This window comes from Acetobacter sp. DmW_136 (genome assembly GCF_008690365.1).
GTDB lineage: Bacteria > Pseudomonadota > Alphaproteobacteria > Acetobacterales > Acetobacteraceae > Acetobacter > Acetobacter oryzifermentans.
Genome location: NZ_VHON01000015.1, coordinates 22,902 through 36,333, shown reverse-complemented (window position 1 = coordinate 36,333; position 13,432 = coordinate 22,902). Strand labels below are relative to the sequence as shown.

The window sequence follows — 13,432 nt, the reverse complement described above, 5'->3', positions numbered from 1 at the left end:
TCGTCAATATTCCAGATCGGGCTCCTGTGGGATGACTGAATTCTACAAAATGACCCGAAATTGCCTCAAGTGTGAGAAATCCGCGTCGATTGCCTTTTCCCGTCCCAATTCACGGGACCATGCGACAGGATACCAGAAGTTCGGATTGGTTCTGACACGTCTTAAATCAATCTGTGCCGCGCACGCTGAATGATCTGAAATTTGGTGAAGTTCGTTTTCCATTGCCTCGGCTTTTCAACTGGCTCAGCGCAAAGGAAACAATACAACCCCTCGTCATGGAGCATCGTGTCGTCTCTCACATTTTGTCTGAGCAAGTGTACCCGTTATCAATTATCGGACAGAATGCATGATTGTCCGGTGATTGACTCTGAAGTGTCTAACGAACTAACGCTGTTTGTAGCACAAAAGCGTCATTCGTATATCGGCCAGAAATGATGGGGTAAGCCCCCCTGACCTGAAAAGTGTCCATCGCCTGATTCATCAGGAGTGACCGAGGCATGAGGCAGACAGGCATATATTCTCTCCTCCCTTCGGTCATCCCGCCCGACGGTTGGTGGCTGAGCAATGGCAGGTCTCCTGGCTCACGGATCATGGCCAACTGGTTCCAACCTTCCCGTTCCTATGAGAACAGTGGTCCACGTTCAAAGTGAACGAACCAGCGGCATACCGCCTACAGTTGCGGGAGCAGCCTCCGACTTTGCTTCCGGCCGATTGTCTGACCAGAACATAACGGAATTCCCTATTACCCCGCTTGCGCGGGACCATTGAAGCGTTTGCTCCTGCACCATGCCGCCAAACGCATCCTACGTGCAAGCTGGAACATTCTGGAGCTGCGAAAGGCAGATATCAGTTTTTCGCATGTAGACCGAGACCGGATTGATCTGATGTCCTGAAAACAAACATTACGCTGATCAGTTTCTGACTGCGTCTTTTCCCGAAGCAATGCAGCCACATTAGTCCATGAACAATATTGATGTATTGATGAAATTAAATCATTTCTGCTCACGGGTTCGTTCAGGCATAAAGCTACCATGACGATGACCACCACCGCCTAAAAAACTCAGAAGACAAACTTGGGGACGCCATGCCCCCGTGCCCGCATTCTGGTTTGCGGTGGAAATAGGGATGCAGAACAACAATGATTCAGGATTCGACATTCAGTATCCATCGGCTTCGTTTCGATGAAAACTATCATCCTTCCGACAGAACCCGCCTTACAACCAATTTTGCCAATCTGGCGAGAGGGAAAAGCCGTCAGGAAAACCTGCGCAATGTCCTGCGGATGATAGACAACCGGTTCAATGATCTGGCGCATTGGGATAATGCCAACAGAGATCGTTACACTCTTGAACTTGAAATCGTTTCTGTGGAGATGGATCTCGCCTTTGCAGGCAAAAGCGGCAGCTTTCCTCTGATCGAAGTCCTCTACACAACAATTGTTGATAAAAACGCCAACAAACGGATAGAGGGCCTCGCCGGAAACAGTTTTTCCTCGTACGTGCGGGATTACGACTTCAGCGTGTTGTTACCGGCTTACAATAAAGAAAAAGCCAAATTCAGTGTTCCCCATAATTATGGGGACCTACATGGAAATCTCTTTAAAAGCGTTATGAACTCGTCTGCTTACAAGCAGAATTTTAAAAAATTACCGGTTATCTGCCTCAGTGTCTCGACCAATCGCACCTATCATCGAACGGAAAATCAGCATCCTGTTCTCGGCGTTGAGTATGAACAGCGTGAATTTTCTCTGACAGACCAGTATTTTAAAAAAATGGGAATGCAGGTTCGTTATTTCATGCCGCGCAATAGTGCTGCGCCACTGGCCTTCTATTTTTTTGGTGATCTGCTGTCTGACTACTCTGCCCTTGAACTGATCAGCACCATCAGCGTGATGGAATCTTTTCAGAAAATTTACCGTCCTGAAATTTACAATGCCAATTCTGCTGCGGCTGACTGTTATCAACCGAGCCTAAAACATCAGGACTATTCCAACACCCGCATTGTCTACGATCGGGAGGAACGTACACAACTGGCGATCTCACAGGGACACTATACGGACGAGCATTTCATCAAGCCATATCACGATATTCTCGAAAAATGGTCTGCCGGTTACGTCGCCTGATCCATCAGAAATACAAGGTTACCTCTCATGAAAACACTCCTCCCCACCTCAACGGCTGGCAGCCTGCCGAAACCCTCATGGCTTGCCAAACCTGAGACACTCTGGTCCCCCTGGAAATTGCAGGGGGAAGAGCTGGTCGAAGGTAAGCAGGATGCGCTTCGCCTGACGCTGGACGATCAGAACCGTGCTGGCATTGATATCGTCAGTGACGGCGAGCAGACGCGTCAGCATTTCGTCACGACCTTTATTGAGCATCTCAGTGGTGTCGATTTCGAGAACCGTCAGACAGTCAAAATTCGCAACCGCTACGATGCGAGCGTACCATCCGTTGTCGGCGCTGTAGCGCGTGAAAAACCGGTTTTTGTCGAGGATGCAAAGTTTTTACGCACCCTGACAAAGAAACCTATCAAATGGGCGCTCCCCGGCCCCATGACGATGATCGACACGCTCTATGATGGCCACTACAAAAGCCGCGAAAAACTCGCCTGGGAATTTGCCAAAATTCTCAATCAGGAAGCAAAAGAACTGGAAGCGGCTGGTATCGACATCATCCAGTTCGATGAACCCGCCTTCAATGTTTTCTTTGATGAGGTCAATGACTGGGGCATTGCCACATTAGAGAAAGCTATTGAAGGGCTGAAGTGCGAGACAGCAGTTCATATCTGTTATGGTTACGGCATCAAAGCCAATATCGATTGGAAAAATGCTCTTGGGGAAGAGTGGCGTCAGTATGAAGAAATCTTTCCCAAACTGCAAAAATCCAATATCGATCTGATTTCATTGGAATGTCAGAACTCCCGCGTTCCAATGGATCTGATCGAACTCATTCGTGGAAAAAAGGTCATGGTTGGCGCCATTGACGTGGCCACCAAAACCATTGAGACGCCTGAAAAAGTCGCCGATATTCTGCGAAAAGCACTTCAGTTTGTTGATGCTGACAAGCTTTACCCCTGCACCAATTGCGGTATGGCACCGTTACCGCGTGATGTAGCGCGTGGAAAACTGGATGCTCTGGGCGCAGGTGCGGAAATTGTTCGAAAAGAACTTTCGGCCGGCTAGGTAGCTCTGCGGGTTTCTATCATGGACGGCAGGACACAGGTCTTGCCCTCCATGATGCCAGAATTTCCGGAGCCATCAGCAGTCTCACCACGTCTTCCGCACTGTATAAAGCCAGCGAGAAACGCCCTCGATCCTTTATCATTTTCGTTCCAATCGGCCGAAGCTTGCCGTCACGCGTCCATCTGATACGTTCCCGACTGGAAACTCCCAAAGCATCCTGAAGAGTGGCTGGTGTGAAAGGACGTGTGCAGATTTCCTCCACTGTCGTGATCAGTTTTCCAATATCACGCGCTTTATTGGTCGTGGGGCACGCCATCTCCAGAATGTGTTCGAACCGACGCAATCGTTTCCGACATTCCTGCTTTCGGCAAACAATAATCCTGTGATGTTCTGAAAGAAAATCCACAAAACGGGTGAGACGTTCGCCCTTTGAAAGGGTCAGACGTTCAGGTGCTTGGAGATAAGACAGAATATCTCTGACAAGGGCATGATGTATGGATCGTTTCACCGTTCAAACAGTATTTTGTCCAGATCAACGAAACCACGGGTTTACACAACACGGACAGCCGAACTGACTTTCCTCATCAGAGACACTGTCCTCCGGCTCATCACATCTCAGAACTGGTTCGTGCTGTGGTTTATTATCACGTGTCGTGGTGGGTGGAACTTCGCCGAACAAACAAGCTCCGTCATCTTGTGTGTAATCAGGCCTCATCATCAGTTCCATAATAGAGCTTGCCAAGCTCGATCGGCGAACGCCCCTGACTGCGGCGGTGAGCATTGGTATCACGCAGGGAATAGGCGCAGCCGCAATATTCCTGCTGGTAGAACTTCTCCTGCTTGCTAATCTCGATCATTCGCGCGGAGCCACCCCCTTTGCGCCAGTTGAAATCCCAGTAGGAAAGTCCTTCATAAAGGGATACGGCGCGTTGGCCGCAGTCATTGATCTGCGCCATGTTCTTCCATCGTGAAATACCGAGTGAACTGGTCATCACCGGGAAACCATGCTCATGAGCGTAAAGCGCTGTGCGCTCGAAGCGCATATCGAAGCACATGGCGCAACGCACACCGCGTTCCGGTTCCCATTCCATGCCTTTCGCACGGGCGAACCAGTTGTCCCTGTCATAATCGGCATCGACGAAGGGGATACCATGCTTATCAGCAAACCGGATGTTTTCGTCCTTGCGAAGAAGATATTCCCGCTCGGGATGGATGTTCGGATTGTAGAAGAAGATCGTGTAGTCGATACCCGATGCGGTCATGGCCTCCATCACCTCACCCGAACAGGGTGCGCAGCATGAATGGAGGAGCACCTTCCTGTGCCCATGCGGTGGGGTCAAAATCTGCCGGGGTTTCTCGTTCATCGGGGACTTCCGTTTTTTCCAAAAGGCCTGTCACATTATGAGATACGTTCGTCTGCATCGGACGCACCCCAAGGATATGGGCAATCGCGTACGTCAGGTCAGCACGGTTCAACGTGGAGACATGAAACTCGTTAATCCCATAGGTCTGCAAGGTACGGATCTGTTCCACCGCCACCATACTGGCAACGATACGACGAAGTTCAGGATTCTTCGCCGTCCCATCGAACAGATGCCTCAACCATGCCGGAACAGTTACCCCACACACAGCCGAGAAGCGCACGATCTGCTCGTAATTCGAAACCGGCATAATGCCAGGAATGATGGGGGCAGTAATTCCGGCCGCCAGACACCGATCCAGAAAAAGCAGATAAATTTCACTATCAAAGAAATACTGCGTGATGGCCCGCGTGGCCCCCGCATCAAGCTTGCGCTTGAGGTTATCCAGATCAGCTTCCGGGCTTAACGCTGTAGGATGGGTTTCGGGATAAGCGGCGACAGAAATATCGAAATCCGCGATACGACGCAGACCGGCAACAAGATCACTGGCATAGGTATAGCCACCCGGTCGCGGACTATCATCAACAGCGCCTGCGGAAGGATCGCCACGCAGGGCAACGATATGATGAACACCAGCATCCCGATAGCAACGGGCAAGATCATCTACGGCCTCGCGGGGCGCACCGACACAAGTCAGGTGGGCGGCGGGAATAAGGTCTGTATTCCGCTTCAGACGCAACACCGTGGAAAGAGTACCGGCCTGCGTGGTTCCGCCAGCCCCATAAGTGATTGAGACAAAGCGGGGTGCGAGAGGCGCCAGACGCCAGATACAGTGCCAAAGCCGTTGCTCCATTGCGTCAGTTCGCGGTAGGACAAACTCGAAGGACAGAATTGGGGTTTCGGAATTACACGACAACAGTCTGTCGATACGCTTTTCCGACAGCCATGTGCTCAAAATGCCTGTCATGTCAGCCGGAAGTTCTCACCGCGTCCAACTTTTCCTTGAAAATGTCGGGAGAAAGATTGAAGCCACCGTTCGATCCACTGTAAAAGTGGTCGTGAATGTCGTTGGAGACCATGGTCTGCATCCGCATGAATGATTGATCCTTCATAGTAGAAGTTTATAAAAATGAACTGAAATGATATATTTTTATGGCTATATGAATTTCGTGCATTTATCGGACAAAACATGGGCATTCTGGAACGCAGCCATCTAACAATCATTCGGGAAGTTGCACGGGAAGGTTCGCTGACGGCTGCCGGAGCGCGTCTGAATCTGACCCAACCAGCACTCAGCCATTCTATCCGCAAGATTGAACAGCAGCTTGGTGTCAGGATATGGCGGCGGGAGGGGCGATCCCTTGTTCTTACGCAGGCTGGTGAATGGCTTTTGTCTCTGGCAAACCGTCTGCTCCCTCAGTTTGAACTGGCAGAAAGCCGTATTGAACAATTCGCAAATGGCGGGCGCGGTACATTGCGCATCGGAATGGAATGCCATCCCTGTTATCAGTGGCTTCTGAAAGTCGTTTCACCCTATCTGGAAAGATGGCCAAAGGTCGATGTGGATGTGCGACAGAAATTCCAGTTCGGCGGGATCGGCGCACTGTTCAGTAATGAAATCGATATTCTGGTGACCCCTGATCCACTTTACAAACCCGGTCTCAAATTCACACCAGTATTTGACTATGAATTGGTTCTGGCTGTCGGCCCCGAACATCCTCTTCGGAAGGCCAAATTTGTCTTGCCGCAGCAACTCGCAGACGAAACATTGATTACCTATCCAGTTCCATCTGAACGGCTCGATATTTACACGCAGTTCCTGCAACCAGCGGGAATTGGACCACGGCAGCAGAAGCAGATTGAAACGACGGACATCATGCTGGTGATGGTGGCGCATGGGAGGGGCGTTGCAGCACTTCCTCGCTGGCTTGTGGAAGAATATGCCACACGCTTTGAACTTTATCCGGTGAAACTTGGCAAACAAGGCATTGCGAAACAGATATTCCTTGGTCATCGAGAAACCGATGAAGATATTAAATACCTTGAAGATTTTATAACGTTTGCTTCAGAAATCTGATAAATTCAATTCAGAAATAATTGAGCATTCTGCGGATGGAACAGCTTACGTCGGGGTATCCCTAGTGAAAATGCGCTGCGAATTGATAGAAACATTTCTGGGAGAAACGCATGGTCTTTTCATGGCGCGCCCCATAATGGTGTTGAATGTCTTCAACATTATGAAGTTGGCTACATCGAACAACATAAGAAAGCACTGAACATAGCACCCATCTACAAGCAGGAAGTTTACGTACGTTTAGAAAATTATTGGCTTCCTAAACTGATCCGCGACGAATAGTCAGGTCATATCGTTCGGCAACAAAATTATGGTCTGTATCCGAAAAACGAAGATCCAAATTCAGGTTTTGATATTTCTCTGCCCAATCGAGCAGTAATGGTGCCACACAATGCCCACCGAACGAAGCCGGTATCGCAACTTTCAATCTACCTTTGACATTAAAGTGTCCGCACTCCAGATATATTCACAAGCTCGAAGTTCTTTGAGGGTACGAACACACCGTTCGTAGTAAAGATGCCCTCTTCCATCAAACTGTTGAGACGGGTCATACGATCAAACCATTTTACGCCCAACCGATGCTCAATGCGACCAATTGTTTTCGCAACGGCGGAGCGCGAGAGGCCCAAACATTTAGCAGCTAAGGCAAAACCTCCGGCTTCGACCGTTGCGAGAAAGACGCTCACTCCTTCGAAAGAGTTTTTCATAATAGTATCGCTATGCAGGACAGTATCTCTCTCGAATTTTTACAAAATATGTTCCTTGAAAGATGACTTACGCTTGGGGGGCGTATCATTCCAACCTCCCCCCAACACCTTGTATAAGGTGACACTGTTAGAGAGCGTCTGAAGCTGTGTCGTAATCGCGCTCAATTGCGCTGTATAAAGTGTCCGCTGTGCCACGAGAGTCTCCAGATACGGATCGTATCCTGCCTTATAACGCTGCAACGCCAGGTCATATTGCCGCTGGTTGGCTGCAACGGCTTTCTGCTGCGCGCTCGTCTGTCGCTCATATGTTTCACGTCCGATCAGAGCATCCGCAACTTCTCGGAATCCCTGCTGAACTGTTTTTTCGTATCGCGCCACTTCCTCGCGTTTGCGGCTATGGGCCTGCTTGAGCTGGGCAGTCAGGCGGCCTGCATCAAACAGTGGTAATGTGATCTGAGGCGCCACATTCCACGCTCCCATCCCACTCTGGAACAGGCGCGTAATATTGTTGCTTGCCGTACCATTGGCAGCCGTGATCTGGATTTTCGGGAAAAATTCAGCACGGGCTGCGCCAATATCATCGTTAGCGGCGCGCAGATCCGCTTCTGCTGCGCGGATATCTGGTCGACGCGCAATCATCTCTGAAGGCAGACCTTCGGGAACCTCGGGAACCTCGGGAAAAGCACTGACCGCTTCAAGAGATGCTTTCGCGTTGAGCGACTGGACAGTCGCGTCCGGTAACGGCATCCCGACAAGCAGGGTCAACTGGTTAAACGCTTCGGCTTTCTGACGGGTGTAAATTTCAACATTCGTTTCCACATCATGCAGAGCAGATTCAGCCTCGGCGACATCGAGTTGCGTTCCAGTGCCCACGTCCGCCGTCTGCCTGACCAGATCGTAGGTACGCTGTCTGTTGGCAAGAACGGCCTGTGTCAGGGTCAGCGCCTGCGCATTTGCCACCCAGTTCAGCATGGCCGTCGCAACACTGGAAATAATGCTCAGCCGCATGGCCTGCTGGTTCAGCGCGCTGGCCATATAGCGGTCGAACGAGGCTCTCGATGCACTTCGTATGCGGCCCCACAGATCCACTTCATAAGCGGAAACGCCGAAACCAACCGCATACTGCCGCATGTAAATCGGTTCGTCCGTGCGGGACAGGCTCCAGATATGAGAGTTCATTTTCTGGACATTGGCACCCGCCGTTCCGTTCAAAGTCGGGAACAGGGCTGCGTTCTCAATGTCGAATTGTGAACTGGCTGCGGCCGTCTGCTGCTGGGCAATACGCAGATCGCGGTTGTTCTCCAGCGCTGTGGCGATAAGGGTCTGCATGACGGGGTCGCGGTAGAAATCGCGCCAGTCCTGCAGAAGCGCTGTGTCATCCTTCGCCTGCGTAGAGCGTTCACCGCTGGATGGCCATGTCGTGGACACCGGTGCAGCCGGTCTGTGATAATGCGGGATCATGGTGCAACCACCGAGCAAAGCCGTCAGCGCGATCCCGTGAAGAAGGAATGAAGCCCGCACGCTCAGATCACCTTCAGGTTCTTGTCGAGTTGTGGCGCGACAACACTGCCTTCATGCAAGGCGGACGGGGGATGCACGACAAGCTGGCTGCCATCTGGCAATCCCTCCAGAATTTCCAGATGATCGCCATAATCCCGGCCGATCTTGACCTTGTGAACCGCGATTTTATTGTCAGCCGTGACAGTTTCAACAGACAGACCATCAGCCTCATAATTGAGGGCTTCTGAGGGCACCATGATGACAGAGGCCGCCCGTGGCAGGTCAAAATGGATTTCCGCATAAAGCCCGGCTGTCAGGCGATTATCGTGGTTATCAATTTCAATCTCGACGGGCAGCATACGGCTTCCCTGTTCCAGCGCGTGCCCAGTTCGCGTCACTGTGCCTTTGAAAGTCTGACCAGGTCGTTCCGGCACCACGATCGAAGCCGGCTCACCCACTTTGACTGTCAGAGCTGCATCCTGGGGAACATGGACACGTACGCGCAACCTGTCGGTGCGGGTGACCACAAACAGGGGACGTGACGTGGCATTATCAGCACTGACCAGATCTCCGGCCTCCACGTTCCTAACGGTGACAACCCCGTCATAAGGGGCGCTCACCGTCGTATAGGCCTGACGCTGCGCGGTTTCAGCCAGCACGGCATCAGCGGCTTTTTGTTCGGACTGCCGGGCATTCTGTGTCAGGCGGTCCACATCGAAATTCTGCTTGCTAACAGCCCCGCCACCGACAAGTCCGCCGGACCGCCGTGCTGTAATCTGGGCCAGAGCCAGATTGGCACGGGCCTGCGCCAGTGTGGCCTGCGCCTGCTCAACGCGATGATCGAGTTCCGGCGCATGGATAATGGCGAGAACCTGTCCGGCCTGCACAGGAGTTCCAATATCCACAAACCGCTTGTCGATATAACCTGAAGCGCGGGCCCCAATGGGTGTTGTCTCAATCCCCACGGTTTCGCCTGGCAGATCCAGCGACAAAGATTGTGTCGAAGCACGCGCGATCATGGTCCGCACATCCGGAACCTGCTGATCGCGTTCTCTGGCCGTTGCCGTGACCGCGTGTGCGCGTTCGACATGGGTATAAACGCCATAACCAACTGCGACGATAACAGCCAGTCCGGCAACAATGCCGGTGGAAAGCCGCCTGCGTTCGTGGCCAGAGTGGGACATGACAGGCTCAGACGACATTCTCATATTCCTCAAGCATGCGGGATTCACGACGGCGCAGGCGGCTATAGAGCCAGGGGACAACAAAAAGCGTGGTGCAGGTGCCAATCATCAGCCCACCGATTACGGCGCGGCCCAGAGGTGCGTTCTGCTCGCCGCCGTCTCCGAGGCCCAGCGACATCGGCAACATACCAATCACCATCGCAAGGGAAGTCATCAAAATTGGTCTCAGACGTTCCCGGCCTGCTTCCATGGCAGCCTCCATGGCGTTCATGCCATGCGCGCGGCTTTCCTTGGCGAAGGTGACAAGCAGGATGGAATTGGCACTCGCCACGCCCACGCTCATGATCGCCCCCATGAGTGAGGGCACGGAGAAGGTTGTCCCCGTGACGAAAAGCATGAGCACGATGCCACACATGGCGCCGGGCAGACCCAGTATGACAACCAGCGGGTCCATGAAAGATTGGAAGTTCACAACCATCAGCAGATAGACAGCAACGGCAGCCACCAGCAGGCCGATTTCAAGGCGCGTGAACGAGGTGTTCATGCTGTCAATCTGCCCTGCCACTTCGATGTTGTTGCCGGGTTTCAGGTCGGCTTTATGCCGGTCCACGATCCGCCCGATATCGCGCGCAATGCTTCCTAGGTCGCGATCCTCGGCGCTGGCGTCGATGTCCAGAACCGGCTGGATGTTGCTGTGTGAAATCACGTCAGGCGCTACCGCGCGCTCGATGGTTGCCACGTTTCTCAGCAGTGTCGGGATACCGGCCACCTGTGATGCATTCCCCGCCACCACCAGCTTGCCCAGATCATCAACGGTGTTGACCTGATATTGCGGTGTCTGCACGGCAACCGGGTAAAGCGTTCCCATCTGCGGATCGGGCCAGAAGTTCGGCGTGACGGTGTTGGAGGAAGCCTGCGAGACCATGACGCTACGGGCTACGTCGTTCAGAACGAGATTGAGGTCCTGTGCCCGTTCACGGTCGATCGATACGTTCAGGGCAGGTGCTGCAAGCTGCTGATGCAGGTGCACATCCACCAGACCGCGCACATGGCGCATGTCCTCCATGATCTTGCTCATAACGGCACGATTATTGGCCTGATCATACCCCGTAATCCGCACATCAATCTGGGATGTCAGCCCGAAGTTCAAGATCTGTGTCACCATGTCGGCAGGCTGGAAATAAAACACGACATCGGGGAAACGCTTGGCCAGAACTGTGCGCAGGCGGCTGATATACTCCGCTGTCGGGCGATGCTTTTCCTTCAGGGCCACCATGATCTGTCCGTCATTCGGGCCGATGGTCGAGCCATCATCAAAGGGCATGGAATAACGGAAGGGGATGCCAATATCGTCAAGCACCAGTTCGCGCTCATTCTTGGGAACAACTTCGCGAATGGTATCTTCCACCTGATCGAAAATCCGTTCGGTCGTCTCAATTCGCGTGCCCGCAGGCGCACGGACGTGCAGCTTGAACTCTCCGGCATCAATAACCGGGAAAAAGTCCTGCCCCACCTGCGTTGCAAGAAGGACCGCGCCCAGAATAAAGATACCGCCCAGAGCCGGCACTTTCCATGCGCTGTGCAGAAGGCCGGACAGCGTCTTTTCATAACCATTCCGAAAACGCTCGAACCGGGCATCAAATTTTGCACCGAACCGTTCAAAAATCGTGGGGGGCTTCCCAGCCTCTTCTCGCCGCTTTTTGGCCTGTTCTTCGGAGCGCAGCAGAAGAGCCGCAAAAATCGGCACCAGAGTCCGGCTGATGACGTAGGAGGCCAGCATCGCATACACAACGGCCAGCGCCATAGGTGTGAACAGGAAGCGTGATGGTCCGGTCAGGAATTCCACGGACACGAACACACAGGAAATCGCCAGCGTGGACACCAGTGTCGGCAGTGCAATGCCCGCGGCACCATCCAGAACGGCCTTGCGCAGTTCAGCCCCGTCATGATGCAGACGGTGAATATTCTCGATGGTGACTGTAGCATCATCCACCAGAATGCCCACGGCCAGTGCGAGGCCACCCAATGTCATGAGATTGAGGGTTTCTCCCGTAGCAGAGAGAATGGCTATCGACGACAGGATCGCGAGTGGGATGGAAACCGCCACAATCAGCGTGGAACGCCAGCTTGCCAGAAAGGCGAGGATCATGGCGGCTGTCAGCAGACCGGCAATTACAGCTTCAGACGCCACGCCCTTGATGGCGGCCTTCACAAACAGGGACTGATCGAACAGTTCGTCAATCTTCATGCCCGGAGGGGCTGCGGCGCGTGAGATGGGCAGAACCGTGTCTCGCATGGCGTTCACAACCGCCAGCGTGGACGCATTCCCGGCTTTCATGATCCGCAGCAGGACTGAGCGCTGCCCTTCACGGCGCACCACGTTATGCTGTACCTCCCAGCCGTCACGGACCTGCGCGACATCGCGGATGCGGATGATGGCCCCTGTGTTTGGGTCTTTACGCAGTGGAATGTTGTTGAGCTGCTTTGAAAAATACGGGATGCCGTTCATCTGGATATTGTATTGAGACGGTCCGAATTTCACCGTTCCACCCGGAAGCGTCAGGTTCTGGGCGTTGATGGCGTTGGAGACATCCAGAGGGCTGATTTTCATCGCCTGCAACTTGGTCGGGTCAATATCGACCATGATCTGACGGATCTTGCCACCATGCGGTGGCGGCAGAAGTGTACCGGGAACAGGTGCCATCTGCTGCCGCAGACGATACACGCCATAATCGTACAGCTCGCTTTCTGTCAGTTTGTCTGATGACAGGGAAAGCTGGAGAACCGCCACGCTGGAGGCGCTGTACTGCATGATAATGGGGGGCTGCACACCTGGTGGCAGCTGGGCACGGATGGATTGCGTGGCGGCAACGGTCTGCCCGAGAGCGACCCCGATATCCACCCCTGGCTGAAAATACAGCTTTTGAAGCACAAGACCGGGTGTGGTCTGGCTTTCGATCGTCCGCAGATTGTTGACAAAAAAGCTGTGAGAAAACTCTGTATAGGTACTAATGCGTTTTTCGGTTTCCGGTGCAGATAGGCCATCATAATACCAGACGACGGTCACGACCGGGATATCGATATTGGGGAAAATATCAGTCGGCGTTCTGAAGATGGCGGAAATGCCAAGAAGAAGAATCAGCAATGCTCCGACGATAAAAGTATAGGGCTTTCGGAGCGCAAGACCAACAATGCCCATATCTTCTGAAAATCCTGCTTTTAACCGGGAGCGCACGCGACCACGATGATTTTGACATCGAGACAGTCAATCATCTTGGAATGTACACTGCACATTTATCGAACAATTAGAGGAGCAGAATATTCATAAGCTCCATATTGAGACTAGTCGGTTTTTTCCGAACATGATTATGAGATAAATTCATCAATGATCTCACTATCACGCACAACCAGCCAAATGATCTCAT

General features: G+C 52.6%; 12 protein-coding genes and 1 riboswitch. Of the genes, 4 read left to right on the top strand and 8 right to left on the bottom strand.

Going from position 1 to position 13,432, the window contains the following annotated elements; all coding sequences use genetic code 11:
- Window positions 1-548: 548 nt before the first annotated feature.
- A riboswitch (cobalamin riboswitch) is annotated at window positions 549-781 on the bottom strand.
- From FKW31_RS16545 to FKW31_RS06375, 3 genes are all read left to right on the top strand, one after another.
- Window positions 765-893 (top strand): hypothetical protein, encoded by a 129-nt coding sequence (locus FKW31_RS16545; protein ID WP_255448220.1) that lies wholly within the window; start codon window positions 765-767, stop codon window positions 891-893. It overlaps the preceding riboswitch by 17 nt.
- A gap of 245 nt (window positions 894-1,138) precedes the next feature.
- The gene (locus tag FKW31_RS06380) at window positions 1,139-2,122 is read left to right on the top strand and encodes a DUF1852 domain-containing protein (protein WP_063354210.1); all 984 of its coding nucleotides are present in this window, start codon (window positions 1,139-1,141) and stop codon (window positions 2,120-2,122) included.
- Window positions 2,123-2,149: 27 nt separating this feature from the next.
- The gene (locus tag FKW31_RS06375; protein ID WP_150178087.1) at window positions 2,150-3,181 is read left to right on the top strand and encodes a methionine synthase; all 1,032 of its coding nucleotides are present in this window, start codon (window positions 2,150-2,152) and stop codon (window positions 3,179-3,181) included.
- 19 nt (window positions 3,182-3,200) lie between these two features.
- On the opposite strand, the gene FKW31_RS06370 is transcribed toward FKW31_RS06375, so the two are convergent.
- The 3 genes from FKW31_RS06370 to metF all read right to left on the bottom strand — a co-directional run bounded on the left by FKW31_RS06370 (window position 3,201) and on the right by metF (window position 5,509).
- The gene (locus FKW31_RS06370; RefSeq protein ID WP_150178086.1) at window positions 3,201-3,689 is read right to left on the bottom strand and encodes a hypothetical protein; all 489 of its coding nucleotides are present in this window, start codon (window positions 3,687-3,689) and stop codon (window positions 3,201-3,203) included.
- Window positions 3,690-3,885: 196 nt separating this feature from the next.
- Window positions 3,886-4,443 carry an epoxyqueuosine reductase QueH gene (locus tag FKW31_RS06365; protein ID WP_238332751.1) on the bottom strand — a complete coding sequence of 186 codons (558 nt, stop codon included), beginning with the start codon at window positions 4,441-4,443 and terminating at the stop codon, window positions 3,886-3,888.
- 13 nt (window positions 4,444-4,456) lie between these two features.
- Window positions 4,457-5,509, bottom strand: coding sequence for a methylenetetrahydrofolate reductase [NAD(P)H] (gene metF, locus FKW31_RS06360; protein WP_150178084.1), 1,053 nt, complete (start codon window positions 5,507-5,509; stop codon window positions 4,457-4,459).
- 222 nt (window positions 5,510-5,731) lie between these two features.
- On the opposite strand from metF, the gene FKW31_RS06355 reads away from it, so the two are divergent.
- Entirely contained in the window at window positions 5,732-6,619 is an 888-nt protein-coding gene (locus tag FKW31_RS06355) for a LysR family transcriptional regulator (protein WP_150178083.1), read from the top strand.
- Window positions 6,620-6,875: 256 nt separating this feature from the next.
- On the opposite strand, the gene FKW31_RS16660 is transcribed toward FKW31_RS06355, so the two are convergent.
- Genes FKW31_RS16660 through FKW31_RS06330 form a run of 5 tightly spaced genes read right to left on the bottom strand, consistent with a single transcriptional unit; the run spans window position 6,876 to window position 13,206 of the window.
- Complete coding sequence (locus FKW31_RS16660) at window positions 6,876-7,043, bottom strand: hypothetical protein (RefSeq protein ID WP_166443383.1); 168 nt, start codon at window positions 7,041-7,043, stop codon at window positions 6,876-6,878.
- Between the two features lie 13 nt (window positions 7,044-7,056).
- Window positions 7,057-7,323, bottom strand: a complete 267-nt coding sequence (locus tag FKW31_RS06345) for a LysR family transcriptional regulator (RefSeq protein ID WP_150178082.1) — start codon at window positions 7,321-7,323, stop codon at window positions 7,057-7,059.
- A gap of 39 nt (window positions 7,324-7,362) precedes the next feature.
- Window positions 7,363-8,844 carry an efflux transporter outer membrane subunit gene (locus FKW31_RS06340; protein ID WP_150178081.1) on the bottom strand — a complete coding sequence of 494 codons (1,482 nt, stop codon included), beginning with the start codon at window positions 8,842-8,844 and terminating at the stop codon, window positions 7,363-7,365.
- A 2-nt stretch (window positions 8,845-8,846) separates the two neighbouring features.
- Window positions 8,847-10,025, bottom strand: coding sequence for an efflux RND transporter periplasmic adaptor subunit (locus FKW31_RS06335; protein WP_089179189.1), 1,179 nt, complete (start codon window positions 10,023-10,025; stop codon window positions 8,847-8,849).
- A complete protein-coding gene (locus tag FKW31_RS06330; RefSeq protein WP_150178080.1) occupies window positions 10,015-13,206 on the bottom strand; it encodes an efflux RND transporter permease subunit in 3,192 nt (1,063 codons plus the stop codon). The genes FKW31_RS06335 and FKW31_RS06330 overlap by 11 nt, the downstream gene beginning before the upstream one ends.
- Window positions 13,207-13,432 lie beyond the last annotated feature (226 nt).